Source organism: uncultured Sulfitobacter sp. (assembly GCF_947502895.1).
Lineage (GTDB): Bacteria > Pseudomonadota > Alphaproteobacteria > Rhodobacterales > Rhodobacteraceae > Sulfitobacter.
The window spans coordinates 23,051-47,968 of record NZ_CANNBM010000002.1; the positions used below are offsets into that span (position 1 = coordinate 23,051).

General features: G+C 58.9%; 22 protein-coding genes and 1 tRNA gene. 10 read left to right on the top strand and 13 right to left on the bottom strand.

Going from position 1 to position 24,918, the window contains the following annotated elements:
* Positions 1-145 precede the first annotated feature (145 nt).
* The 3 genes from Q0903_RS08175 to Q0903_RS08185 all read right to left on the bottom strand — a co-directional run bounded on the left by Q0903_RS08175 (position 146) and on the right by Q0903_RS08185 (position 4,710).
* On the bottom strand, positions 146-2,497 hold the full coding sequence (locus Q0903_RS08175) for a TRAP transporter large permease subunit (RefSeq protein WP_299414540.1): 2,352 nt from the start codon (positions 2,495-2,497) through the stop codon (positions 146-148).
* The gene (locus tag Q0903_RS08180) at positions 2,497-3,465 is read right to left on the bottom strand and encodes a C4-dicarboxylate ABC transporter permease (protein ID WP_299414542.1); all 969 of its coding nucleotides are present in this window, start codon (positions 3,463-3,465) and stop codon (positions 2,497-2,499) included. Before Q0903_RS08180 ends, Q0903_RS08175 begins: the two co-directional genes overlap by 1 nt.
* 156 nt (positions 3,466-3,621) lie before the next feature.
* Positions 3,622-4,710 (bottom strand): twin-arginine translocation signal domain-containing protein, encoded by a 1,089-nt coding sequence (locus Q0903_RS08185; RefSeq protein WP_299030822.1) that lies wholly within the window; start codon positions 4,708-4,710, stop codon positions 3,622-3,624.
* Between the two features lie 266 nt (positions 4,711-4,976).
* On the opposite strand from Q0903_RS08185, the gene Q0903_RS08190 reads away from it, so the two are divergent.
* The 7 genes from Q0903_RS08190 to Q0903_RS08220 all read left to right on the top strand — a co-directional run bounded on the left by Q0903_RS08190 (position 4,977) and on the right by Q0903_RS08220 (position 11,574).
* A complete protein-coding gene (locus tag Q0903_RS08190) occupies positions 4,977-6,410 on the top strand; it encodes a cache domain-containing protein (protein ID WP_299414544.1) in 1,434 nt (477 codons plus the stop codon).
* Complete coding sequence (locus Q0903_RS08195) at positions 6,407-7,051, top strand: response regulator transcription factor (protein ID WP_299030820.1); 645 nt, start codon at positions 6,407-6,409, stop codon at positions 7,049-7,051. The genes Q0903_RS08190 and Q0903_RS08195 overlap by 4 nt, the downstream gene beginning before the upstream one ends.
* 400 nt (positions 7,052-7,451) lie before the next feature.
* Positions 7,452-9,203, top strand: a complete 1,752-nt coding sequence (locus Q0903_RS08200) for an acetolactate synthase 3 large subunit (RefSeq protein ID WP_299030819.1) — start codon at positions 7,452-7,454, stop codon at positions 9,201-9,203.
* A gap of 3 nt (positions 9,204-9,206) precedes the next feature.
* Positions 9,207-9,494, top strand: a complete 288-nt coding sequence (locus tag Q0903_RS08205; protein WP_299414546.1) for a hypothetical protein — start codon at positions 9,207-9,209, stop codon at positions 9,492-9,494.
* Positions 9,494-10,057, top strand: a complete 564-nt coding sequence (gene ilvN, locus Q0903_RS08210; RefSeq protein WP_299414547.1) for an acetolactate synthase small subunit — start codon at positions 9,494-9,496, stop codon at positions 10,055-10,057. The genes Q0903_RS08205 and ilvN overlap by 1 nt, the downstream gene beginning before the upstream one ends.
* Before the next feature lie 147 nt (positions 10,058-10,204).
* Entirely contained in the window at positions 10,205-11,359 is a 1,155-nt protein-coding gene (locus Q0903_RS08215; protein WP_299414549.1) for an aromatic ring-hydroxylating dioxygenase subunit alpha, read from the top strand.
* Positions 11,356-11,574 (top strand): hypothetical protein, encoded by a 219-nt coding sequence (locus Q0903_RS08220; RefSeq protein WP_299414550.1) that lies wholly within the window; start codon positions 11,356-11,358, stop codon positions 11,572-11,574. The genes Q0903_RS08215 and Q0903_RS08220 overlap by 4 nt, the downstream gene beginning before the upstream one ends.
* Positions 11,575-11,576: 2 nt before the next feature.
* Here the strand turns inward: Q0903_RS08220 and Q0903_RS08225 are convergent, their stop codons facing one another.
* The 8 genes from Q0903_RS08225 to Q0903_RS08260 form a co-directional block, all read right to left on the bottom strand.
* Complete coding sequence (locus Q0903_RS08225; RefSeq protein WP_299414552.1) at positions 11,577-12,356, bottom strand: DUF2189 domain-containing protein; 780 nt, start codon at positions 12,354-12,356, stop codon at positions 11,577-11,579.
* Entirely contained in the window at positions 12,353-13,753 is a 1,401-nt protein-coding gene (locus Q0903_RS08230; RefSeq protein WP_299414553.1) for an amidase, read from the bottom strand. The genes Q0903_RS08225 and Q0903_RS08230 overlap by 4 nt, the downstream gene beginning before the upstream one ends.
* 2 nt (positions 13,754-13,755) lie before the next feature.
* Complete coding sequence (locus Q0903_RS08235) at positions 13,756-13,878, bottom strand: hypothetical protein (RefSeq protein WP_299414555.1); 123 nt, start codon at positions 13,876-13,878, stop codon at positions 13,756-13,758.
* A gap of 104 nt (positions 13,879-13,982) precedes the next feature.
* The gene (locus Q0903_RS08240; RefSeq protein WP_299414557.1) at positions 13,983-14,318 is read right to left on the bottom strand and encodes a nuclear transport factor 2 family protein; all 336 of its coding nucleotides are present in this window, start codon (positions 14,316-14,318) and stop codon (positions 13,983-13,985) included.
* A gap of 148 nt (positions 14,319-14,466) precedes the next feature.
* Complete coding sequence (gene prfB, locus Q0903_RS08245) at positions 14,467-15,591, bottom strand: peptide chain release factor 2 (protein ID WP_299030810.1); 1,125 nt, start codon at positions 15,589-15,591, stop codon at positions 14,467-14,469.
* Positions 15,592-15,709: 118 nt separating this feature from the next.
* On the bottom strand, positions 15,710-18,253 hold the full coding sequence (locus Q0903_RS08250; protein WP_299030809.1) for a PBP1A family penicillin-binding protein: 2,544 nt from the start codon (positions 18,251-18,253) through the stop codon (positions 15,710-15,712).
* Between the two features lie 201 nt (positions 18,254-18,454).
* Positions 18,455-19,669, bottom strand: coding sequence for an N-acetylmuramoyl-L-alanine amidase (locus tag Q0903_RS08255; protein ID WP_299414558.1), 1,215 nt, complete (start codon positions 19,667-19,669; stop codon positions 18,455-18,457).
* Positions 19,670-19,745: 76 nt separating this feature from the next.
* Positions 19,746-20,888 (bottom strand): aminotransferase class I/II-fold pyridoxal phosphate-dependent enzyme, encoded by a 1,143-nt coding sequence (locus Q0903_RS08260; RefSeq protein ID WP_299414560.1) that lies wholly within the window; start codon positions 20,886-20,888, stop codon positions 19,746-19,748.
* Between the two features lie 67 nt (positions 20,889-20,955).
* Here Q0903_RS08260 and Q0903_RS08265 point away from each other — a divergent pair, with 67 nt between their 5' ends.
* Both Q0903_RS08265 and Q0903_RS08270 read left to right on the top strand, forming a co-directional pair.
* Positions 20,956-22,242, top strand: coding sequence for a M48 family metalloprotease (locus Q0903_RS08265; RefSeq protein WP_299414561.1), 1,287 nt, complete (start codon positions 20,956-20,958; stop codon positions 22,240-22,242).
* Positions 22,243-22,249: 7 nt separating this feature from the next.
* Positions 22,250-22,993, top strand: a complete 744-nt coding sequence (locus Q0903_RS08270) for a DsbA family protein (protein WP_299414563.1) — start codon at positions 22,250-22,252, stop codon at positions 22,991-22,993.
* Here the strand turns inward: Q0903_RS08270 and Q0903_RS08275 are convergent.
* The gene (locus Q0903_RS08275) at positions 22,990-23,862 is read right to left on the bottom strand and encodes a glycosyltransferase family 2 protein (RefSeq protein WP_299414564.1); all 873 of its coding nucleotides are present in this window, start codon (positions 23,860-23,862) and stop codon (positions 22,990-22,992) included. The two genes, Q0903_RS08270 and Q0903_RS08275, sit on opposite strands and share 4 nt — an antisense overlap.
* A 77-nt stretch (positions 23,863-23,939) precedes the next feature.
* Between Q0903_RS08275 and Q0903_RS08280 the strand changes: the two genes are divergently transcribed.
* Complete coding sequence (locus Q0903_RS08280; RefSeq protein WP_299414566.1) at positions 23,940-24,752, top strand: hypothetical protein; 813 nt, start codon at positions 23,940-23,942, stop codon at positions 24,750-24,752.
* Positions 24,753-24,806: 54 nt separating this feature from the next.
* Here Q0903_RS08280 and Q0903_RS08285 read toward each other — a convergent pair.
* Positions 24,807-24,883, bottom strand: a tRNA-Asp gene (locus tag Q0903_RS08285).
* Between the last annotated feature and the right edge of the window lie 35 nt (positions 24,884-24,918).

A 24,918-nucleotide genomic window follows, 5' to 3' on the forward strand; every position in this document is an offset into this window, starting at 1 on the left:
CCACGGGGCAGATAGCCACGCTCACTAATCCGCTTCTTTATTTTTCCCCTAAACTCAATCCCGCACTCACCGCCCGCGCCACCGGTAGCAAACGAAAAAGGGCGCCCGCCACCGAACGCCCTTTCACATTTCTATTTCACGCAGCTTACGGGATCAGATCAGGAATGATCGTCACAATCGCAGGGAAGAACCACAAGATTGCCAATCCCGCCACCTGGATCAAAACAAACGGTATGATCCCGCGGTAGATATGCTGCGTCGTCACACTCGGCGGAGCGACCCCGCGCAGATAGAACAGCGCAAAGCCGAACGGCGGCGTCAGGAAGGACGTCTGCAAGTTCACCGCGATCATGATTGTCACCCACTTGGGGTCAAACGAACCGCCATAAATCACCGGACCCACGATTGGCACGACGATGTAGATGATCTCGAGGAAATCCAGAACAAAGCCAAGGACAAACAACACCAGCATGACGATCAGGAAGACCTTCATCTCGTTGTCAAAGGACTTCAGGAACTGCTGGATGTAATGCTCGCCGCCAAAGCTGATGACCACAAGGTTCAGCAACTGTGAGCCGATGAGGATCGTAAACACCATCGACGTCACTTTGGCCGTCTCGCGCACAACAGGCGTCAGAACACCGTTGGTGAACAAGATCCAGCAGCTGAACAGCAGGCCAAACACCGCATAGAGGTAGGCACCATAAGCGACGAAGAAGGCCACCCAGTTTTCGAAACCCACATCATCCTGATTGATGCGCAGATCGAAATTCACGCCCACGAGGATACAGATGATGATTGCCAGCGTGGACCAGATAATCACCTTCGGCGAACGGTCCAGATCCTTGAGCTTGCGATAAGCCGCCAGCATGATCGCGCCCCCCGCCCCTAGTGCCGCAGCGGGTGTCGGGTTGGTAATACCACCAAGGATGGAGCCCAACACAGCAACGATCAGAACCAGCGGTGGGAACACCACTCGGATCAGCTCGTTCTTGGCGCATAGTTTCACGCCGTAGACCACACCGTACATGACCGCGACAAAGGGCAGTGCCATCAGCACAACCATCGTGCCAGGCGAAGTTGTTGGCCCTACCAGAAGGATATCAACCAGCAGCAGCAGCACCACACCAATACCACCAATAAGCAAAGGCTTGGTATCTGATGACGGCGATACACCGCGCGCAGTTGTCATGATCAGCGCCAGCAGGATCATCATGATCGCAACGCCCGTCCCGATCGGGGCAGCACCGTCGATCTTCGCCTGCTGAGCCGCAGCAAAATCTTCATCCGACAGCTTTTCACTCGCAGCAAGGCCGCCTGCGTCTTCGATTACCTGCTGTTGCTGCAATGCAAGGTCCCAGCGCTCTTGGCCGTGCAGTTCGATCATCGCCGCCTTACACTCGTCACCTACATTGGTACGCAGCGTGGCGCTTTCACCAATGTCCGAGAAACTGGAAATGCGGGTGTCCTGACTGCCAACCATTCCCAGATTACCCAGAAAGATCGTGCCGACAATGATAAGCACGGGCGCGCCGACAAACCACGTGAACGCTTCATTCCGCGTCACAGGCTCGGAGTTGGTAGAGCCAAGCTCAACCGCCGGTGCTTTGCTGGGGTTCACCATCGCGTAGCCAAAGGCATAAAGCGCATAGAGCAGCGCCAGCATGATACCGGGCAACAAGGCCGCCTGAAACAAGGTACCAACGGATACAACAGCAGGCTCGCCCAAATAGGTCAAAGCATCCGTACAGCCCAGCGAGGATGCCCGCGCCTCTTGCGCCGAGGAGTACAAATCCCCCGCCAGCGTACCCAACAAAACAATCACGATAGAGGGCGGAATGATCTGCCCCAAAGTGCCAGAGGCCGCGATGACCCCTGTTGCCAGTTCAGGCGAATAGTTGTTGCGCAACATCGTGGGCAGCGCCAGCAGACCCATGGTCACGACGGTTGCACCCACAATACCGGTGGAGGCCGCAAGGAATGCCCCCACAACCACAACAGACACTGCCAGACCGCCAGGCAACGGGCCAAATACTTTGGCCATCGACGTCAACAAATCATTGGCGATCTTGGAGCGCTCCAGCGTGATGCCCATCAGAACGAACATCAAAACAGCCAACAGCGTCTCGATGGACTGGCCCGCCAGAACACGCTCGTTCATGCGGTTCACAACGAATGATACGTTCCGGTCCAGTGCAACTTCCCAACCAGATGGGAAGACAGGCTCGGCGATACGGGCAAGTTCGGGGTATCGGAAGACCGATATCGTGTCTTCCTTGATGCCGGAGTTGACCAAGGCGCGATACGCCTCCGAAGAGGTATCAATCGCTTGGTGGATCAGCAAACCCGCGCTGTCCATTGCCGCGATGATCGCAAATGAAATCATACCCGCGCCACCGATGGCAAAGGCCACCGGAAAGCCCGACAAAATGCCGCCGAAGAGACAAATGAATACGATGATCAGGCCGACCTCGACCCCGTCTAGACCAAAAAACATCAGTGTGTTCCCTCATAGGCTTCTTCACCCTCGCCAAGTGTATCCTTGTCGAGATATTTACCTTCGCTCTCCTCGCCCTCGCGCAGTTCGCACCATGAGCGGTAGAAGAGTGCAATCGCCTGCAGCATCACCAGCGCGCAGAACATGCACAGCAGGACTTTGAACAGGAAATAGCCGTTAAAGCCGTTGGGCGAGAAACCGATGGTCTCTACGTTCCACTTCAGCACCCGCGCTTTGCGCAACAACAACTCAAGGCTGTCCGAGGCCGACGGGTTCGGCGTCACCAGATGGCGCCAGAGAAAGTACCAGCCGTACATCCATGTGACCAATGCAAAAGGCATCATGAAGAAGACTGCGCCAAACATATCGACGATCTTTTTGGTACGGAATTTTGCACCCGCGTAGAACAGATCAACCCTTACGTGACCGCCCTGTACAAAGGTGTAACTTACACAAAGACACACGACCAAAGCGTTGAACAGCTTCAGTTCTTCGGCAAACCAGCTGATGTCGAATTGTAGCGGAATACCAAACCCGATGGAGATGTCGGGCCGTGTGAAAATACGCTGCATGAAAACGATGATGATCTGCTGGATCACCATGATAAGGCCCGCCCATGCGAACAGCCGCCCCATCGTATTGCCGAAACCCTCAAGCCCTCGCACCATGGCCCACATGAATTCGCGCTTGCGAATGCCCACAATGGTCAGCACGACCAAGGATGTCGCCAGCACAAAGAACAGCTCGACCGAGCCACCATAATAGATAAAGCGCATCATGGCCTGTGGATCGGCCCAGTTGAGCCACATTCCGGGGTTCAGGATGGCGGCGAAAAAGTTGTAGAAAGCCTCCAGCACATTACCGGTGATAAACTGGACCATCCCACTGTCTTGGAATTTATCAAGACAGCTGAGCTTTGCGCCCTCAGCTGCGCGGAAAAATCCCGAACATACAATATCGTCTGCCATGTATCCCCTCCCCAGGTCGCGCATTGTTGCGCGTATCTCGTGCGCCGGTCTGGCGCTTGCGTCTTCTACGCTTGTGCGGCAGCTGCTCTGCCACTTCTTTGATATGGATCAAGGGCCGCGCAAACCGGCGCGGCCCTTGTCCTGTTGGTATCGTTCTTACATGGAGGAGCGGACGCGCTCACGCTGCTCGACGTAGAATGCGTCGGACTTGGACAGCCACTCGGCAGATGCCGTAAGCGAAGCTTCAAAGCTGGCGCGTGTTTTTGCAAACAGCTCGTCGCCCATGTTTTCGTCCATGACTTCGGCAGATGCTTTACCGAATGCATCCCAGACATCGTCCGAGAACTGCATGGTTTTCACGCCCTGCTGCTGCAAGCGGCCCAGTGCGGCACCGTTGTTGGCCAGTGTCTCGGCCAGCTGGGTGTGCGTTGTCGCCATCGCTGCGTACTCGATGATCTTCTGGTGCGCTGTGGACAGCTCGTTGAAGACATCAAGGTTAACCGCCGCTGCAAGGCCGGAACCTGGCTCGTGGAAGCCCGCTGTGTAGTAGACTTTTGCCACTTCCTGGAAGCCGGCGCGCTCATCCGCGAACGGACCAACCCACTCCAGACCGTCCAAAGCACCGGACGACAGCGCCTGATACAGCTCGCCACCGGGGATGTTCTGAACGGACGCGCCCAGTTTACCCAGTACCTTGCCACCAAGGCCCGGCATACGGAACTTCAGACCGTTGAAGTCGGCAGCAGAGCCGATTTCATTGCGGAACCAACCGCCCGACTGCGAGCCGGAGTTACCCGCGAGGAAGGACTTGAGGTTGAAGATTTCGCCCAGCTCGTTGTGCAGCTCATGGCCGCCACCGTGGTGGTACCAGTTTGTCAGCTCTTGTGCTGTGCCGCCAAATGGTACGGCGGTGTAATAGGCGTACGCAGGGTGCTGACCGATGAAATAATAGTCAGCCGAGTGGTACATGTCGGCCTGACCGGAAGATACGGCGTCGAATACTTCGAACGCGCCGACCAGCTCACCGGGAGCTTTTTTGTCGATTGTCAGCGTGCCGTCAGACATTTCGTTGACCATTGTGTTCAGATAGCTTGCCGCATCGTCCAGCACGGCAAAACCGCGTGGCCATGATGTAACCATTGTCAGTGTCTTTTTGCCTTGGGCGTAAACTGGTGCTGCAAGCGTGGATGCTGCGGCCGCTGTACCACCAAGGGCAGATGTCTTCAAAAATGAACGACGATCCATGTAGGTATCCTCCCGGGATTTTTTGCGCCCGCACGACAAAACAGAATCCGCGCGGGTCGTTTCAAGTGGCCTAACACTAGCGGGCGTTCACGAATTGGAAATACCTAGTACTGCGTAGAAATGCCTAAACTGCGAAAATGGATGCTATAATTTTGGCCAAATGTCTTGTTATGCGGGCCGTTGACTGCGCTCCGCACCGAAACAGCTTTCATCGTGCCATACGCTTACCCTTTGCCCATGGGGACGATTCATCGTATCGAATCACAATGAAACGCCGTTTTGTCTTCCATATCCCTTACGGGCAAAAGCTGACGCTGCTCGCGTCGGTCCCGCTGATCGTGGCTGTCGCCGCGATTGCACTTGTGGTGGCAGCCCAGTCGCGCGCGCTGGCCGAACGCGAGATCAACGCGCTTGAGACCCAGCTGATCGAGGCCAAAAAGGCCGAATTGCGCAACTATGTCACCCAAGCGCGGAACGGATTTTATTTCATCTACGGCAATGCCGCCCCTGATGATATTGAAGCGAAAGAGCGTGTAGCACAAATCCTCTCTGCCATGATTTACGGCGAAGAAGGGCAGTTCTTTGTATACGACTATGACGGCACCGCAATCGTCTCCCCGCGCGAGACAGCGCGCATCGGTGGCAACTTTCGCGGCGAGGCGGACGGCACAGGCACGCCCGTCGTGGACCGCCTGATCGAGATTGCCCGCAGTGGCGCGGGGTATCACACCTATACATGGCCCAAACCCTCCACCGGCGAGCCGGCCCAGAAGATCGCCTATGTGACGTCTTTTCCCTCGTGGCAATGGGCGGTCGGCACGGGTGTGTTTATTGACGATGTTCTGGCCACCGTGGCCTCGTCGCGCGCCGATGTAGAGGCGCGGGTGCAGCGGACATTCCTCTATATCGGTGTGATCGCACTGGTGGCGCTGCTGGTGGTCTTTGCCACAGGCATGGGTCTCAACCTGCGCGAACGCCGTCTTGCCGATGCAAAACTGAAAAAACTGACGCAGCGTGTGTTCGATGCCCAAGAGGAAGAGCGCGGACGCGTCGCCCGCGAATTACACGACGGCATCAGCCAGATTTTGGTCGGTGTGCGCTATGCGCTGGATAACGCCCGCCGCAGGCTGGACCGTGGCGATGGCACTGCCCACGCGCCCTTGGCCAAGGGCATCGAAACGCTGGGCGAGGCAATATCAGAGGTCCGCCGGATCAGCCGCGATCTGCGTCCCGGTGTTCTGGATGATCTCGGCCTCGGCCCCGCCCTGCGCACCTTGGCCGAAGAATTCGGCACCCGCACCGGCATCGAGGTGGACTATACCACTGTCGTGTTCCGCAACCGCCTGGACAACGATGCGAAAATTGCACTCTACCGCATCGCCCAAGAGGCGTTGACCAATATCGAACGGCACGCAGGCGCAACCCACGTCAGCATTGATCTGCGCGGCCACAGGCGCGGCGCGACCCTGCGCATCACCGACAACGGCTGTGGATTTTCGCCCGACACGTTACGCTCTGCCGGACTGGGCCTGCGCAATATGCAAGAACGTATGGACCAGTTGGGCGGACGCCTGTACATGCGCCCTGCCCCCGGCAAAGGCGTCGAGATCGAGGCCGTGGCCCCGCTCACCCATATGCTGCAACCTGACAGTGCCAACAGCGACCCCCAAAAACCCGACCCAAAGAAAGCCGCCGCATGACCCAATCCTTGCGTATCGTTATTGTCGATGATCACCCCATGGTTGCCGAAGGCATCCAGAGCATATTGGAGAGTTATGACGATGTGCAGGTTGTCGGCACTCTGACAGGCGGGCGCGCCGTGATCGAAAACCTGCACAGCCTGAACCCCGATGTGATCCTTATGGATCTGAACATGCCGGAAATGGGCGGCCTGTCTGCCACCGAACAAGTGCTCGAACAGCGCCCTGGCACCCGCATCGTGATCCTGTCGATGCACGACAGCCCCGAATATATCTCATCCGCACTTAACCACGGGGCGATGGGCTATCTACTCAAGGATGTGCCGACAGACGAGATCAAGCTGGCCATTGACACGGTGATGCGCGGCGAACGGTATCTATGCACTGGCGCGCAAGGCTCGCTGACCCCAAAGGGCGGCGGCGTGCGTGAAACACTGACGGGGCGCGAACAAACGATCCTTTTGCAACTGGCCCAAGGCCAATCCAACAAGGAAGTCGCCCTCACCCTCGATATCTCCGTGCGCACGGTCGAGACCCATCGCAAAAACATCAAACGCAAGCTGGGCATCTCCTCTACCGCTGGCCTGACGCGCTACGCGCTTGAGCATGGAGTGCTGCAAGGCACAGGTGCAGACCTCTAGCGCGCTTCGACCTCGAACGCGCAAAACAGCGGCCCAATTTGCCAAAGTGTCGCAGAGATGGGCTGTGGTGAAATAATATATCAAGAAAATCACCTTTTGAGACATTTATTCTGCAGATTGGCTGTTGACGCCCCCTTTTTGCGGTCATAATGTCCCTGCACATTCGAACGGAGTATCAGTGCATGTTGCACCTAGTCGTCATTGTGGATCGAACGCGCATGGGCCGGTAACGGTAGACCAGAGTTTTCCCCATGCGCCCCCGTCAAAATCGGGGGTTTTTTTATGCGCATCGCCCACGGGCCGTGTTGCAGGGACCATAAGACACGACAGGCACTGAAACCGCCACCAACCGAGCGCCCCAAATGGGCCAAAGCAGACGCCAGATAAAAGGACCACACTGATGACACGCCAGATGACCGGAGCGAAAATGATCGTTCAAGCCCTGATTGATCAGGGTGTTGATACCGTATTCGGGTATCCCGGCGGCGCTGTCCTGCCGATCTATGACGAGGTATTCCAGCAAAACAGCATCAAACACGTGCTGGTGCGCCACGAACAAGGCGCCGTGCATGCCGCCGAAGGCTATGCACGCTCCACCGGTAAGCCGGGTGTTGCACTTGTCACGTCTGGCCCCGGTGCCACAAACGCCGTGACGGGCCTGACGGACGCATTGATGGACAGCATCCCGATCATCGTTCTGACAGGTCAGGTTCCCACTTTCATGATCGGCTCGGACGCGTTTCAGGAGGCTGACACCGTTGGCATCACCCGCCCCTGCACCAAACATAACTGGCTGGTCAAAGAAACAGACAAGCTGTCATCCGTGATCCATGAGGCATTCCACATCGCTACCTCGGGCCGTCCGGGTCCCGTTCTGGTGGATATTCCCAAGGACGTACAGTTCGCGACAGGCAACTACACACCCAAAGCCCCCACCAAATCCCACTACCAGCCCCAGCTCAAGGGCGACATGGACGCAATTGTGGAACTGGTCGAGGCAATGGAGAAGGCCAAAAAGCCGGTTTTCTACACCGGCGGCGGCGTGATCAATTCCGGCCCCGCAGCCAGCCAGCTTTTGCGCGAACTGGTTGAGGCGACAGGCTTCCCGATCACCTCCACGCTGATGGGCCTCGGCTGCTATCCTGCGTCGGGCGACAAATGGCTCGGCATGCTGGGGATGCACGGATTGTATGAAGCCAACATGGCGATGCACGGCTGTGATCTGATGATCAACATCGGCGCGCGCTTTGACGACCGCATCACAGGCGTTGTCGACAAGTTCAGCCCCAATTCCAAGAAAGCCCATATCGACATCGACCCCTCCTCGATCAACAAGGTCATCCGCGTTGATATCCCGATCATGGGCGATGTAGGGCACGTCCTTGAGGACCTGCTGAAAGTCTGGAAATCACGCGGCCGTAAAACCAACTCCGAAGCCGTTGCGAAATGGTGGAAGCAAATCGAGGAATGGCGCGCAGTAGATTGCTTGAAGTACGAGCAAAAAGGCCCTGTAATCAAACCACAATACGCGCTTCAGCGTCTTGAGGCTTTGACCAAAAAGCATGACCGCTACATTTGCACCGAAGTAGGCCAGCACCAGATGTGGGCCGCGCAGTACCTTGACTTCGAGGATCCCAACCGCTGGATGACCTCTGGTGGCCTCGGCACTATGGGCTATGGCTTTCCCGCCTCTATCGGCGTGCAAATGGCCCACCCCGACGCGCTGGTCATCAACGTAGCGGGCGAAGCAAGCTGGCTGATGAACATGCAAGAGCTGGGTACAGCGATGCAATACGCCCTGCCCGTCAAACAGTTCATTCTCAACAATGAACGCCTCGGCATGGTGCGCCAGTGGCAAGAACTGCTGCACGGCGAGCGGTATTCCTCCAGCTGGTCCGAGAGCCTGCCTGACTTTGTGAAACTCGCCGAAGCATTTGGCGCAAAGGGCATCTTGTGTACCGATCCTGCCGATCTGGACGAGGCGATCATGGAAATGATCAACCACAAAGGCCCTGTCCTGTTTGATTGCGCCGTAACCAAGCACGAAAACTGCTTCCCGATGATCCCGTCGGGCAAGGCGCACAACGAGATGATCATGGGCGAGGTAGATACCTCAACCGCAATCGACGCCGCAGGAAAGCTGTTGGTCTAGGCCATGTCAGAACACCGGATTGCACCTGCCAGCCTGATGCCGAAATGGTGGCGGGTGGCAACCACCACGCTGCTCTACGCGGCCTATCTGCTCTGGCTCGTCCCTGTCGTGCTTTATGTGCAGGGCGATGCCGATCTGCTGACTGCGCTGATGTGGTTTGCGGGCGTGGTCTTGGTGCAATTCGTCCTCGTTAAGGTCATCGCGTTCACCGAATACGTGACCACAGCCAACGAAATAGAACGCCTGAACGATATAGAAGAGGCTCAGGCGCAACTTGGAGATAAGCAATAATGTCACCGCTAAAAATCAAAAAGGGCGCGAACTCGCACTCCGCCTATAACCTGCGCCCCAATTTCTCGGACGTGGAAGAACGCCACACCCTTGCCCTGCTGGTCGAGAATGAGCCCGGTGTACTGGCCCGCGTGATCGGTCTGTTTGCAGGGCGCGGCTATAATATCGACAGCCTGACCGTCGCTGAAGTGGACCACGTCGGCCACCTGAGCCGCATCACAATCGTCACCCGCGGCACCCCGCAAGTGATCGAGCAGATCAAGGCACAGGTGGGCCGCATTATCTCGGTGCGCAACGTGCATGACCTGACGGTTGAGGGTGCCAGCGTCGAGCGGGAATTGGCGATGTTCAAGGTTGCAGGCGCTGGCGAGAAGCGGGTCGAGGCGTTGCGCCTCGCGGATATCTTCCGCGCCAATGTAGTCGACAGCACCTTGGAGAGCTTTGTTTTCGAGATCACAGGCGCGCCCGAGAAGATCGACGCGTTCGCTGATTTGATGCGCCCCTTGGGTCTGGTTGATGTGGCGCGCACAGGCGTTGCAGCCCTCTCACGCGGCTCCGACTAACCAAAAACCACGATGACTAGGCGGGGCCTTCTGTCCCGCCTGCCTCCCCGCGTCTGTTCATGTCGCCCTTTGGCAAACGGGGTCGCTACCAGCCGTCAGCCCACTGCCTGTTCTTGCTAGAATGCTCTCCAACAAGGGGAGATATTTATGCACCGTTCAGACCTTAGCACCGTACGCAAACCGCTGGACCAAGCAAACGGTCTGCCCAATGCCCATTATATCGACCCTCAGGTGTTTGATGAGGAGCGTCAGGCGGTCCTGTTCGACAATTGGTCGGGTCTGGGTGTCGGCGCAGATGTGCCAGAGGTCGGCGATGCCGTCCCTCTTACCTTCCTCGGGATGCCGCTGCTGATGGTCCGTGACCGCACAGGCACCGTGCGCGTGTTCCAGAACATCTGCCGCCACCGCGGCATGATACTGGTGGAAGAGCCGCGCAAGATCGAAGGTGCTATCCGCTGCCCCTACCACTCATGGTGCTACAGCACCGAAGGGCGGCTGGTCAGCACGCCCCATGTTGGCGGTCCCGGTCAGAACACGCACGCAGGCATCGACAAATCCCTGTTGGGGTTGATCGAAGTACGCAGCCACATCTGGCGCGATATCGTCTGGATCAACATTTCAGGCACCGCCGCCGCGTTTGAAGAAGCCAACGCCGACCTGATTGCCCGCTGGGCCGAGTTTGAGGGCAAGCCACTGCACCACGGCGGCGCCGACAGCAGGTTTGAGCTGGCGGTAAATTGCAACTGGAAGCTGGCGGTCGAGAATTACTGCGAAAGCTATCACCTGCCTTGGGTCCATCCCGGCCTCAACAGCTATTCACGTCTGGAAGATCACTATCACATCGAGGCCGAGGGCCGTTTTTCCGGCCAAGGTACATGGGTCTACCGCCAGCTAACCGATGAGGCGGGCGGCACGTTCCCCGACTTTGACGGTCTGAGCGAGAAGTGGGATACCGCCGCCGAATACATAACCGCCTACCCCAATGTGCTGCTGGGCGTTCACCGCGATCATGCCTTTGCCATCATCCTTGTCCCCCAGGGCCCTGAACGCACAGTAGAGCATATCCACCTCTACTATCCCGATGGACAGACCGATGCAGGCCTGCGCGCCCGTAATACGGCGCAATGGAAAGAAGTGTTCGAAGAGGACATTTCTGTGGTCGAAGGGATGCAGCGCGGCCGCCACGCCGCAGGTTTTGATGGCGGGCGCTTTTCCCCTGCAATGGACGGGCCGACGCATCTGTTTCACGATTGGGTCGCCGCCCAGCTAGAGCGCCACCGCGCGCCCCTTGCTGCTGAATGAGCGACCTGCACGCGCAGATGCTCGCCGCCCATGCGACGGGTGACGTGGATGCATTGATCGGTCTTTATACGCAGGCAGCAGATCAGGCATCGGATGTGGATCAGGCGTGCTTTTTTCTGACCCATGCCCATGTTTTCGCGCTTGAGGCGGGCGATCCACGCGCCCAAACCTTGCGGGCGCAACTGGTCAGCCATGGCCGCGAAACATCAGAATAGTTTTAATCCACCCGCAGCCCTGCATAGACATGCCACGAGGTATGACCAAGCCACGGTAACACAACCAACAGCCCCAAGAACGCAGGCAGCATCGCCAGCAACAACAGCACAGCAATAAACACCGCCCATGCCAGCATCACGCCGACGTTCGCCCGCACCACCCCGATGCTGGTCAGCAAGGCGGTCACATAATCCACCTCGCGGTCCAGCAGCATCGGCAGACCCATCACGCAAATTGCATAAAGCAGCAGCGCAAACAGCCCCCCTACAAGTGATCCAAGTGCCAGCATCATCAGGCCATCAAAACTCAGAAAAACATCCGCCGAGGACATGATATTGGTCATCGGTTTGAGCCCCAGGAACAGGGCAAAGATCATGTGCCCCAGAAAAAACCAGAACAGCAGCATGAACATCATCAGCGCAGCCAAAGGGGGCAACTGACGGGTGCGCTCTGCCCAAAGTGTCTGCAAAACACGTCCCACGGTGGGTGTCTCTCCCAGACCGCGCAGGCGCGAGACTTCGTAAGTGCCCAGTGCTGTGATCGGGGCAACCAGCGGAAATCCGAAAACCCCTAAAACAAGCCAGAACGTATGCCCCGCCCAGATCGTGAGGGCCGTCATCGCCCAACCTGCCAGCAGCGACAATGCAGCAGCCAAAAGCCCGAACGCAGGGGCCGCCACAAAGTCAAGCCACCCTGCTGCCAGAGCGGCACGCAAATGCACAAGCGTTGGCGGGTTCAGCGCGGGCGCGCCATGCAAACGCTCCAAGGCTGCGCCGCTCATGAAAGCACCTTGGGCCGATGCGCGGGCCAGTTGGTGGCGCTGTGCCATTGCTGGGCCAAGCGTAACAGCAAACCATCACTACCGCGCGGCCCGATCAGTTGCAGGCCTGCGGGCAGACCATCTTTGCCAAACCCCACAGGAATATTGACCACGGGCAGTCCGATCAGCCCTGCTGGCACCACAACCTGCATCCAGCGGTGATAGGTATCCATGCTGCGGCCTGCGATTTCTTCAGGGTAGGTCCATGTCACGTCAAACGGCCATAGCTGCGCCGAAGGCAACACCAACACATCCATACTCTCGAACAGGCGCGTCGTGCGGCGGAACCAGTCCGAGCGTGTGGTGCTCGCGCGTTGGACATCACGCCCGCTCATCGCCAGTCCGCGCTCTATCTCCCACAGGGCGGCAGGCTTCAGATAGGGCCGCCGATCTGCGTCTTCGTAATCCAGCGTCAGGCCCCCTGCCACTGCAAAGGAGCGCAGATCAATCCACGATTGCCACATGGCATCCGCGTCAAACGGCGCTGGCAACCCCTCGATACGGTGCCCCATATCGCCCATCTGCGTCAGGGCCGCATTGGAAATCTCGGCAATCCCTTCGGCATAGGGAAAGGCCCCGTCCCAATCGCCCAGCCAGCCAATCCGCAGCGTATCAGGCGCGCGGTCAATCCCCGCAAGCGTGGCAGGGCTGTCAGTGCTCAGCGGTTGGCGCGGGTCTGCGCCCACCATCACATCCAGCAAAGCGGCCAAATCGGCAGGGCTACGCGCCATTGGCCCGGATGTAGCCAGTTGATGCATGAACATATCGCCCACCGGATCCGACGGCACCGTCCCCCACGTGGGGCGCATTCCGTAGACGTTGTTCCAACCTGCGGGGTTGCGCAGGCTGCCCATCATGTCAGAGCCGTCCGCGATGCTTAGCATCCCTGTCGCCAGTGCCGCCGCCGCCCCGCCTGAAGACCCACCTGCCGATCGGGTCAGGTCATAGGGGTTACAGGTAGCGCCGTGCACAGGGTTGAATGTATGGCTGCCCAGCCCGAACTCGGGCGTGTTGGTCTTGCCAATAACAATCGCACCCGCCGCCCGCAGGCGCGCCACCATCGTATCATCCGCCTCGGCAGGCCCATCGTCCGCAAACAGAGGCGATCCACGCGAGGTCGGAAAGCCCGCTGCATTGGCGAGATCCTTGATCGCAATGGGCAGACCATGCATCCAACCGCTGCGCGGCGCATTATCCGCGGCCCGCGCCTGTGCCAAAAGACGATCCTCGTCACCAAGGCTTACAATCGCATTGACCTTCGGGTTCACCTCCGCGATCCGTGCCAGCGTGGCCGTCATCAACTCAACCGCTGAAATCTCGCCCTGCTCCATCGCGCGCGACTGAGCACGCGCATCCATGTTCAATATATCCATGCGACAATATGGCCGCGCATCCGTGCAAGGTGCAAGTGCAATGGACCCCGCTCGGCCAACACCACGCCGATCTGGCCACGCGAGACACGCGCCGTGCTGGTGAATTTCATTATTCGCGTTTGTCCTGAACGGCAGCTACGAGCCCATTTTGACGGATGCTTCAACCTGAGCGAAGGATCGCTTTCATGATTGAGCAATGTACCACGACTACCCGTTAGCAAGGTGTTCCTTGATGAAACCGGAGTTGCCAGCGCCCGCCGTTTTTCACCCAAAGCGAAGAGCGGCGTCCCATTTCGATTTTATCGCCATACCTAACCTCGCTCTTGTAAGTTGCGAGGGCCACATTCGGAGCGACCAGCGCCACTGAGTAGTCGGGCAGAGGCAGCAAAGCGTTGATTTTAGCCTTTGGGTTGGGGTCGAAGAGCATCTCCGCTCGCTCATATCTTCGCCCCGACCTGCCAAACTCTACAAAGTCTGGAGAAAACGTTTGTTCCATTAAGGCTGGATCAAAACGTGTTTCTGCCAACCAGAGTGTTTCTTCCAACGCCATCAGAGCGTCTCTATCTTCTGTTGTAAAAATCACTGGTCCCCACAATCCCGAAAGTTGGGAACGCAATAGTTCCAGATGAAAGCAGACATATCAAGCCGAAGGTCGAACGGCAGCTCCGTCCCGCATTGCTGCCATCCGCAAGCGCAGCCTACTCCCCTTGTGCTTCCGCACGGCTCTTGCCGGACACAGCCAACGCCAGTGTCGCCCCCATCAGCCCGTCCAGATCACCGTCCAGCACGCCTTTGGTATCCGAGGTCTCGTATTGCGTGCGCAGGTCCTTGACCATCTGGTAGGGCTGCAAGACGTAACTGCGGATCTGGTTGCCCCAACCAGCATCGCCCGCGTTCTCATGCACTTCGTTGACCAGCGCACTGCGCTTGTCCAACTCCATCTGGTACAGACGGCTTTTCAGTGCCTTCATTGCGATATCGCGGTTCTGGTGCTGTGATTTTTCCGAACTTGTGACCACGATCCCTGTGGGATGGTGGGTAATCCGCACGGCAGAATCCGTGGTGTTCACGTGCTGCCCTCCCGCACCGGAACTGCGGTAGGTATCAATACGGATGTCCGAGGGGTTCACCTCGATCTCGATGTTGTCATCAACAACGGGATAGACTTTGACAGAGGTAAAAGACGTGTGCCGCTTGGCCGCTGAATCAAAGGGCGAAATACGCACCAGACGGTGCACACCGCTTTCGGATTTTAGCCAGCCGTAGGCGTTATGCCCGCTGATCTTATAGGCGGCAGATTTGATTCCCGCCTCTTCGCCTGCACTCTCGGACTGCAACTCGACGCTATACCCCTTCTTCTCGGCCCAGCGGACATACATGCGCGCCAGCATAGAGGCCCAGTCACACGACTCGGTGCCGCCCGCGCCTGAATTGATCTCGAGGAAGGTGTCATTGGCATCCGCCTCACCGTCCAGCAGCGCCTCCAGCTCTTTTTGCGCAGCCTTTACAGCCAGCTTTGTCAGCGCGGCCTCTGCCTCGCCCACGACTTCGGCGTCGTCCTCCATCTCGCCCAACTCGATGAGATCGACGTTATCCTGCAATTCGGTCTTGATGCCGTCATAGGTGGCCATCGCATCGACCAGCCCCTGACGGTCGCGCATCAGCTTCTGGGCTGCAGCCGGATCGTCCCACAGGGTCGGGTCCTCGACCCGCGCGTTGAACTCCTCCAGCCGGTATGGCGCTGTCTCGACGTTCAAACGCTGTGCCAAGAGGTCCAGCGATTTTTGTATTTTATCAACGGTGCTCTGGATTTCTGCGCGCATGATCTGTCCTGAAATAAAAGGGCGGCCCGTGCCACCGCACCGACCGCCCATGTGATAGACCAGCACCCGCGTGGCGACAAGCCACGCCCGCTAGAAACAGCATGGCAACAGGACGCGCCTAGTACAAACCACCCGAGCTTAGCGTGCCAAAGCCCGCCTTTGGCCCGACGATGGCTTTCTTGCCCGTCGATGTTGTCACTTCCTTGGCCTTGGCGCCGCCCACTTCTTCTACCAGTGGCAAATCGGCCCCCATGGCAAAGCCTCCATCAAAGGTCACACCAAAGTTGATGAACTCTCCATCGCGGAAGCACTCGGACACGACATTGCCGCCCGAGGCATTCGAGCTGAGGCGCGCACCGCTGAAACGGTCGATCTTGATAAACTCGCAGCCATCGGGTGCCCTGAACTTACCACCCCCGTATTTCGCCACCGCCTTTGACATAAACCGCTGGAATACAGGCCCGCACATACCACCACCCGAGGCACTGCGCCCCAGACTGCGCGGCTGGTCATACCCGATGTAACATCCCGCCACGATGTTGGAGGTAAAGCCCACAAACCACACATCCTTGGCGTCGTTCGTCGTGCCTGTCTTGCCCGCTGCTGGCACCCGCAGATTTACTGTCTTGCGTGCCGTACCACGGTCCACCACGCCCTTCATCATAGAGGTCAACTGATACGCAGTCACAGGGTCCATTACCCGCTCGCGGTTGGAGGTCACGCGCGGGCTTTGCCCCGCGGCAAGGGTAATCTGGTTGCAATCGTCGCATATCCGCTTGTCGTGTTTGTAAACGGTCCGCCCGTAGCGGTCCTGCACCCTGTCAACCAGCGTAGGCTCCACCCGCTCGCCGCCGTTGGCAAACATCGCATAGGCCGCAACCATCTGGTACAGCGTGGTTTCCTGCGATCCAAGCGCGTTGGCCAGCACTGGCGAGAGATTCTCGTAGACGCCGAAACGCTCGGCATAGTCGCCGACCACATTCATACCCACCTCTTGCGCCAGACGGATCGTCATCAGGTTGCGCGACTGCTCGATCCCGGTGCGCAGGGGCGTCGGCCCGTAGTAACGGTTGGAGGAGTTTTGCGGACGCCACACACCCTGCGGTGTGTTGATCTCAATAGGCGCGTCCACAACGATGGTCGCAGGGGTATATCCACTGTCCAACGCCGCAGCGAAAACAAATGGCTTGAAGCTGGAGCCCGGCTGGCGTTTGGCCTGTGTGGCGCGGTTGAACACGCTGGCTTGATAACTGAAACCACCCTGCATGGCGATCACGCGGCCCGTGTTGACGTCCATCGCCACAAAGCCGCCCTGCACTTCTGGCACCTGCCGCAACGTCCAGCGGATAAAGCTGCCATCGGCATCCGTCACCATCCGGCGCACCAGCACCACATCACCGACTTCGACAATATCGCCGCGTGCGCCGAGGCGGCCATTCTCCAACCGTTTGCGCGCCCACTGCATATCCTTGGGTGGCACCCAATTGCCGCCTTCTGCGGTTTCGACGCTCTCAATACCCAGACGCGCGCCCTTGCCGCCCACTTCCAGCACAACCGCGGGGAACCACTGCGTTTCCAGAAAAATGTCACGCGGGACACGCAGATCGGCCAGCGCGGCACGCCACGTTACCTCGTCAACCAAAGCTTCGGCTGGCAGTGTCTGTTCCGTGCCACGCCAAACACCTGTACCACGGTCAAACTGCTCCAACTGGCGGCGCAGCGCGTCAGCCGCGATCGGTTGCATCTCGTTGTCGATGGTGGCCCGCACACTCAAACCGCCGGTAAAGAACTCCCCCTCGCCAAAGTCTTCGGACAACTGGCGGCGGATTTCATCGGTGAAGTAGTCGCGCGGCGGCAAATCTGCCTTAAAGCTCTCGAAATCGCCATTTTGCACCGACAAAAGCGGCAATTCACGCTCCTGCTGGTATGCCGCTTCTGTGATGTACCCATTCTCTTTCATCTCGCGCAGAACAAAGTTCCGGCGCGCGACCAAACGGTCCTTGCGGCGTACAGGGTGATAATCCGACGGCGCTTTGGGCAGGCTGGCAAGCGTTGCCGCCTCGTGGGGCGCAAGCTCGCTCAGGGTTTTATTGAAATAGGTCTGGCTGGCAGCAGCCACACCATAGCTGTTCTGGCCCAGAAAAATCTCATTCAGATACAACTCAAGGATTTTCTCTTTATCCAGCGCCTCTTCTACGCGCGCCGCAAGAATGATCTCTTTGATCTTGCGTTCCGCGCGGCGGTCGCCTGACAGCAGAAAGTTCTTCATGACCTGCTGTGTAATGGTCGAGGCACCACGCACATCGCGTCCCCGCGTGCGCACAGCATCTACCGCCGCCGCACCAATGCCGCGCAGGTCATAGCCATCATGTTCGTAGAAATTCTTGTCTTCGGCCGAGATAAACGCCTGCTTGACCAGATCAGGGATCGTATCGGCAGGTGCGAACAAACGCCGCTCTTGGGCGAATTCATCAATCAAACGGCCTTGGCCCGAATAAATCCGGCTAATCGTCGGTGGCGTGTACGAGGCAAGGGATTCGTGACTGGGCAAATCACGCCCATACATCCAGAAAATCGCCCCGATAGTGAGCGCAACCATGCCCACGGACATGGTTAGAGTGGTGAAAATACCACCTAAGAACGACAGGATCATCCGAAACACGCGCGACAGCTCCTTAAATGGCTGCTTGAATTGCGAAACCTATACCGTCAATCGCCCCGATGGTCAAAAGGCAAGCGCGGGGAAAAAGGGCGAAACACCGCCTAAAAACATACGTTTCTTGCAGTTTAATGCAGGGTTCTTAACACGGTGCCGCATCGGGCAGATTCGGTGGAGGCAATTACCGCAAATGCTGCGCGCGCGCTACTGGCGCACCAGCGCCGCGCGCGCCGCATCTTCATCGCGCCAGACCAGAACGCCGTTGGCGATGCCTTCAGCCATCCCCTGCCGCCATACAGGATCGCGCAAATTGGCCAGATCACGCTCCGAGCTCAAGAAACCGATCTCGATCAAAACCGACGGGATGTCAGCCGATTTCAGCACCGAAAAACCCGCCTCGCGCAGTGGGCGCCGGTTCATCGGGCCGCCTGCTGCCGCCATCCCGTCTGCCAGTGTTTTGGCCAGCGCGGCCGAGCGTGGCCCCGTCTCCAGCCGCGCATAATCCAGCAGAATTTGCGCCACCTGATCATCCGATCCTGTCAAATCAATGCCAGCGATAATGTCTGATCGGTCATGCCGCGCCACCAGTTGCGCCGTTGCGGCATCTCCCGCGTCTTCACTCAGTGTATAGACGGTCGCGCCCTTGGCACCGCCTTGGCTCAGGATATCGGCGTGCAACGAGATAAACAGATCCGCATCCGCCTGATGGGCCATGGCAACGCGGCTCTCCAGCGCCAGAAAGACATCCTCTTGCCGCGTCAGCAAAACATCAACACCGCGCCGCCGCAACGCATCCGCCAGAGTGCGCGCAAAGCTCAGCATCAGCTCTTTTTCGTTCACGCCGCCCCGCTCGGCACCGGGATCGACGCCGCCGTGACCGGGGTCAAGCACAACAATGAATTGGTCCTCTTCCGCGCGCGCAGGCACGTCGGGTGCCAGAAAGGCGGGCGCCCAGTTCGGATCGTCAGGCGCGCCTGACTGCGCGGCAAACTCCTCGGCGTCCACTTCTTCCAACCTGATCTGCAATGTCGCGCGACCAGAATTGGGGTCCACCGGCATCCCGATCTCGCGCGGCAGCATCGGCCCTTCCAGATCAGCAACCAGCCTCGACCAACCAGGCTGGAACGCGCCGAACCGCAGCGCCGTGATCCGCCCCGTATCGTCCAGAATATCCCTGGCTTGCACACCGCTAAAATCGACCTCGCGAAAGTCCACAACCAGCCGCGCAGGATCATCCAGCGTAAAGACACGGAACGGCACGCCCTGGCTCAATGCCAGCGTAAAATCCGTGCGCCCCCACCAACCGTCAGCGACATTGCTGGCGGTCGCATCGACCCGCGCAAGCGCGCTCAGGTCTTGAGCCATCACCTGAGATGACAGCGCCAAGGCACAGATAAGGTTCACTAAAAGTCGCTTCATTACCGCTCCGGCCCGCTGTTTATCATGGGCGCTTTGGCGCAATCCTATCACTCTTGGGGCGCAGCGGTCCAGCGGTTCAGCGGGCCTGCATATACGCCGCCAGTCGCGCCAGCCCCTCGCGAATATCCTCTGTGCTGCGCGCATAGGAGAAGCGCAAGGTCGTGGCCCCCCTCTCCGGATCAAAATCAAGCCCCGGCGTGACCGCCACGCCTGCCTTGTCCAGAATTTCGGCAGCCAGCGCGCGGCTGTCATCGGTGATCCCGCTCACATCTGCATAGACATAAAAGGCCCCGTCAGGCGGCGCGATGCGATCAAACCCCGCGAGCGGCAACCCCTCCAGCATCAACGCGCGGTTGGCGCGGTATACATCCATATTCGCTTGTAACTCATCCTCGCACTCCATCGCAGCCAGTGCCGCGACCTGCGAGGCATGGGGCGCGCAGATAAACATATTCTGGGCAATCCGCTCGACCACGCGCACCTGATCTTGCGGCACCACCATCCAGCCCACGCGCCAACCCGTCATGCTGAAATATTTGGAAAAGCTGTTGATAACATAGCATTCGTCCGTCACTTCCAGCGCGGTTACAGCCTTTTTCTCATACTCGACCCCGTGGTAAATCTCGTCCGAGATGAACGAAGCGCCTGTGTCATGACACGCCCCGATAAGGGCGGACATGGCCGCATGGTCCAGCATCGTGCCTGTCGGGTTGGCAGGCGAGGCAACCATAAGACCGCGCAAGTCCATGCCAGCAAAATCGGCAGGCACAGGCTGAAAACGGTTTTCGGCCGCGGTGGGCAAATCAACGGGCACCATCCCCAGCGCGCGCAATATCTGCCGATAGCTGGGATAGCCCGGCGCGCCGATGCCGACACGATCGCCGCTGTCAAACAGCGCGGTAAACGCCAGCAAAAACGCCGCCGAGGAGCCGGACGTGATTACCACGCGCTCCGGATCGAGGTCGACGTTGTACCATTCACCGTACATCTGTGCGACACGCCGACGCAGGGCGGGCAGCCCCAGCGCAACCGTATAGCCCAATGGCCCCGCCGCCATCGCATCGGTCAAAGCCTGCGCTGCGCCCTTTGGCGCACCGGTGCCAGGCTGTCCCACCTCCATATGAATGATGTGCCGGCCTGCCGCTTCGGCGGCTGATGCCGCTTGCATCACGTCCATCACAATAAAGGGATCAACCTTTGATCTGCTTGAATTCCGCACGGCCACACTCCTAAACTATCTCATGCGCTTTCACCTGATACGCCTCACCTCGTCAATAGCAGCCCTGTTGCTGCTCGCGCTGCTGGCCCTGCCCGCACATGCGGCCAGTCTCCTGCGCGATGCGGATATGGAACACGCGCTGAAACAGATCGCGGCCCCTATTCTGCGCGCCGCAGGTCTGAACCCCAACCGTGTCAAAGTGCTGGTGGTCAACGACTCTACGCTCAACGCGTTTGTGGTCAGCAATGACGCGATCTTTGTGCACTACGGCCTTATCAACAAAATGAAATCCGCCGCCATGCTGCAAGGCATCATCGCGCATGAGGCCGCCCATATCGCCAACGGTCATATCGCACGGCGGCTGGGCAACCTGTCCAACGCGCGCACCATCACAGGACTGGGTATCGCACTGGCAGCAGCCGCCGCCGCGTCTGGCAACGGGCGCGCAGCGGGCGGCATCGCAATCGGCACAGCCAGCTCCGCCAAACGCGCCTTTCTGGGCCATACACGCGCCGAAGAAGCCTCGGCCGATCAATCAGGCATCCGCTATATGAAATCTGCCGGCGCCTCCCCCAAAGGGTTACAGGACGCGTTGGAGATTTTTGCGGGGCAGGAAACCCTCAGCGTGGGCCGCCAAGACCCCTACATGCGCTCGCACCCGCTTAGTCGTGACAGGATGCGCGCTGTGGCGGGATATGTCGCCAGCTACGGCACCCTGCCTGCTGATCCAACCGCCGAATACTGGTTTGCCCGCCTGCAAGGCAAAATCACCGCCCAGACCCGCGCACCCAGCTGGACACTGCGCCGCCTCAAATCCGAGCCCTACACCGATATCCGCGCCCTGCGCGAAGCACTGGCCGAACACCGCAATTCGCGCACCAAACGGGCGCTGGCAGCCATTGACCGTGCCATTGCAGCCCGCCCTAAGGATCCATTCTTTCGCGCCCAAAAGGGCCTGATCCTGCTGGAGACGCGCAATTTCAACGCCGCAGCGCAAACCTATGCCGCCGCCGTCAAACGCGCGCCCAACGATCCGCTGGTGTTGTCCGGCTATGGCCGCGCCCTGTTCGCCTCGGGTCAGGTGAAATCGGCGCTGAATGTGTTGGAAAAGTCGCGCAGACAGGATTTCCGCGATGGCTCCATGCTGCGTGATCTGGCCACGGCCTATGCCAAGACTGGCCAGACAGGCATGGCCAGCCTCATCACCGCCGAGCGTTACGCCCTGCGCGGGCGGCTGAAAGATGCCGGTATCCACGCAAAACGCGCCTCTGGCCTGCTTGGACAAGGCTCCGGCCCTTGGCAGCGGGCCCAAGATGTGTTGATTGCTTCCCAACGTGCTGCAAAACGAAAGTGACCCACTGATGAAACGCCTTCTTGCTTCCGCCGCCCTCCTGGGCACCCTCGCCACTGGCGCTTTCGCCGCCGATCTCAAAGAGATGACAGATGAAGAACGCGCGCTCTTCCGCGCCGAGGTCCGCGCCTATCTGTTCGAGAACCCCGAAGTCATCATGCAGGCCGTCGAAATTCTGCAAAACCGCGAAGCCGAAAGTCAGGCACAGGCCGACTTCGATCTTGTTGCCCAGAACGCAGACGCAATTTTCAACGACGGCTATTCATGGGTTGGCGGCAATCCCGATGGTGACATCGTGCTGGTCGAATTCCTTGATTACCGCTGCGGCTATTGCAAACGCGCCCACGGCGAAGTGGCCCAACTGCTCGAAAGTGACGGCAATATCAAACTGATCGTCAAGGAATTGCCAATTCTGGGCGATGCCTCTGTACTGGCTTCGCGCTTTGCTGTGGCGGTCAAACAGGTCGCAGGCGGCGACAGCTACAAGGCAGTGGGCGACGCATTGATGAGCTTTCAGGGCGAGATCACCATGCCGTCCCTGCGCCGCTTGGGCAGCACCTTCGGGCTGGACATGGATGCCGTTGAAGCCCGCATGAACAGCGATGAAGTCACCGCCGAAATCGCGTCCACCCGCGCGCTGGCCGGCACGCTGGCAATCTCGGGCACGCCCACATTTGTCATGCACGATGAACTGCTGCGCGGCTATCTGCCCTTGGATCAGATGCAGGCGATTGTTGCGGACAAGCGGGGCTAGATAACACCGACAAACCGCTCGGGCAGCTTGTATTGGCGGTCATGGTCCGGGCGGTTGAACTCATAAAACCCTGTCTCACCGCGCGGCTTGAAACTGCGCTGCATTCGTTTGCGCAAAAAGCTCAGGTCAAAGCCGTCCTCCAACTGCAGGTCTGCAAATCCCTCGAATATCGCACGGTCCTCTCCTCGCACGGCCCCGAACCAGTGCCGCCCGATTGACGTGCCTTTGATGTCATCGCCCATTTCCTGCGTCACCGCATTGCGCCGGTCCATTGCGCCAGTGTATTGCGCAAAATCGCAGAATTTCAGATGGAACAGATAAAGATCATCAGGCGTGTGCAGTTTGGGATACTGCGAAAAATGCCCACCCCGCGATAGTTTGGCCGCAGCTGAGACAACGCAGGGTTTGGAGTAATGGGGCGCGGGGCGCACATAGCGCCGCGGCCCGATGATATGGTCCTCCACCACTTCCGACTCCAGCTCGATCCGGTGGATCACTTCCAGTCCCAGCGGGGTCAACACACGCTTTTCGGGCGCTTGCTCCAGAAACTCCAGCAGGTTCAGCCCACGCTGTGGATCAACCACCACCAGCTCGTCCACATCGCCCACAATCACGTGGCGGTAATACTTGCGCAGCCCGCCCACCAGATTGTTCAACAACCCCCAGCGTTTTACGTCAAAATTCTTGTGCGGATCACCGGGAATGCCGATGATATTGCACCCTTTCGCCAACTCTGCCACTTCTTCGCCATAGCCGTGGTTGATGACATAGCAATTCTGCCGCCCCAGCACATCGCCATAATGACGCAGCCAAGCGGCCAGAAAAAACGCATCATCGCGCACCATGGTGACTGCCGCTGCCGTTTGCATGCCCGTTCCTTCTTTTCTTTTGCCGCCCAAAATCGCACAGTGCGGCCCCGAGCGTACTAAGCCGCGAGAGACACAAAATGACAATGCCCAACGCCCCCGAACCTGCCGGTTTCGCCGAATTTAACGCACGTCTTGCGGCAGATATGGCCCAAACAGGCTGGCATTTCCACAAAGCAGCCGATGGTCCCTTTGACCGCTTTCAGGTTTTGGGCGAACGCGGCTGCGGCACCAACATCATCCGCAAAACGGTGCAAGACGCCCTCGTTATCCGCCGGACCGAGGCCTTGGGGTGGAAACACGGCGTCCCATCCATGATCGCCATTCCGCCATCCTTTCTGGTCATCTGCGCCCTGCGCGGCCCGCGCGCATGGACAACATCGCTCTACCGCCGCCCGTGGCATGCGGCACCCCATATCCAAGCCCTTGATTTCTCGACCTTCATCCGCACCCCTTGGCACGCCCGCGTCGACCGCGAGGACCATTTCGAGGGCACGCCGCCGCACCTGCACCCCATGGGAGAAGAGCTGCAATGGGACCGCCACCCCATCACAGGCGCACGCTATGACACCGTGTTCGCCATGCGTAACCTCAAACACCGCGCGCTGCTGTCCATGCCCGAACGCGGCGCCTCGGTGGTCTATGTCTCGCTTGATGCGTTCAACGCCGACCCGCAAGCGTTCCTGCGCGATCTGGCCGATACATTCGGCCTCGCCCATAGCGAAGAAGGCTACAACCCCGTCAAACGCCGCATGGGCAACCGCTGGACCCCCGAAATCCCCGACCGCCCGCCTGCCCCGCGCCCGTGGCCGCCCGCCGATATCGCATGGATGAACAGCCAGCTTGATCCGCAGATCGAAACCGCCCTCGGCTTTCCACCACAGCCTGACTGAACCGCGCGGGTGAAACGCAAAAAGGCCTCCCGAAGGAGACCTTTGTGAGGCAAGTGGCGCGGTTGACGGGGCTCGAACCCGCGACCCCCGGCGTGACAGGCCGGTACTCTAACCAGCTGAGCTACAACCGCGCATCTCGCAACTCCTCAGCCTGCGCCTCGGAGTG

What these genes read in the sequence shown, in the direction of transcription:
- Q0903_RS08270 (WP_299414563.1), top strand. Translation starts at nt 22,250, where the DNA reads ATGAAACGCCTTCTTGCTTCCGCCGCCCTCCTGGGCACCCTCGCCACT.
- Q0903_RS08185 (WP_299030822.1), bottom strand. Translation starts at nt 4,710, where the DNA reads ATGGATCGTCGTTCATTTTTGAAGACATCTGCCCTTGGTGGTACAGCG.
- Q0903_RS08215 (WP_299414549.1), top strand. Translation starts at nt 10,205, where the DNA reads ATGCACCGTTCAGACCTTAGCACCGTACGCAAACCGCTGGACCAAGCA.
- Q0903_RS08205 (WP_299414546.1), top strand. Translation starts at nt 9,207, where the DNA reads ATGTCAGAACACCGGATTGCACCTGCCAGCCTGATGCCGAAATGGTGG.
- prfB (WP_299030810.1), bottom strand. Translation starts at nt 15,591, where the DNA reads ATGCGCGCAGAAATCCAGAGCACCGTTGATAAAATACAAAAATCGCTG.
- Q0903_RS08200 (WP_299030819.1), top strand. Translation starts at nt 7,452, where the DNA reads ATGACACGCCAGATGACCGGAGCGAAAATGATCGTTCAAGCCCTGATT.
- Q0903_RS08240 (WP_299414557.1), bottom strand. Translation starts at nt 14,318, where the DNA reads ATGGCGTTGGAAGAAACACTCTGGTTGGCAGAAACACGTTTTGATCCA.
- Q0903_RS08235 (WP_299414555.1), bottom strand. Translation starts at nt 13,878, where the DNA reads ATGAAATTCACCAGCACGGCGCGTGTCTCGCGTGGCCAGATCGGCGTG.
- Q0903_RS08280 (WP_299414566.1), top strand. Translation starts at nt 23,940, where the DNA reads ATGACAATGCCCAACGCCCCCGAACCTGCCGGTTTCGCCGAATTTAAC.
- Q0903_RS08275 (WP_299414564.1), bottom strand. Translation starts at nt 23,862, where the DNA reads ATGCAAACGGCAGCGGCAGTCACCATGGTGCGCGATGATGCGTTTTTT.
- Q0903_RS08190 (WP_299414544.1), top strand. Translation starts at nt 4,977, where the DNA reads ATGAAACGCCGTTTTGTCTTCCATATCCCTTACGGGCAAAAGCTGACG.
- Q0903_RS08230 (WP_299414553.1), bottom strand. Translation starts at nt 13,753, where the DNA reads ATGGATGCGCGTGCTCAGTCGCGCGCGATGGAGCAGGGCGAGATTTCA.
- Q0903_RS08220 (WP_299414550.1), top strand. Translation starts at nt 11,356, where the DNA reads ATGAGCGACCTGCACGCGCAGATGCTCGCCGCCCATGCGACGGGTGAC.
- Q0903_RS08180 (WP_299414542.1), bottom strand. Translation starts at nt 3,465, where the DNA reads ATGGCAGACGATATTGTATGTTCGGGATTTTTCCGCGCAGCTGAGGGC.
- Q0903_RS08255 (WP_299414558.1), bottom strand. Translation starts at nt 19,669, where the DNA reads ATGAAGCGACTTTTAGTGAACCTTATCTGTGCCTTGGCGCTGTCATCT.
- ilvN (WP_299414547.1), top strand. Translation starts at nt 9,494, where the DNA reads ATGTCACCGCTAAAAATCAAAAAGGGCGCGAACTCGCACTCCGCCTAT.
- Q0903_RS08225 (WP_299414552.1), bottom strand. Translation starts at nt 12,356, where the DNA reads ATGAGCGGCGCAGCCTTGGAGCGTTTGCATGGCGCGCCCGCGCTGAAC.
- Q0903_RS08175 (WP_299414540.1), bottom strand. Translation starts at nt 2,497, where the DNA reads ATGTTTTTTGGTCTAGACGGGGTCGAGGTCGGCCTGATCATCGTATTC.
- Q0903_RS08195 (WP_299030820.1), top strand. Translation starts at nt 6,407, where the DNA reads ATGACCCAATCCTTGCGTATCGTTATTGTCGATGATCACCCCATGGTT.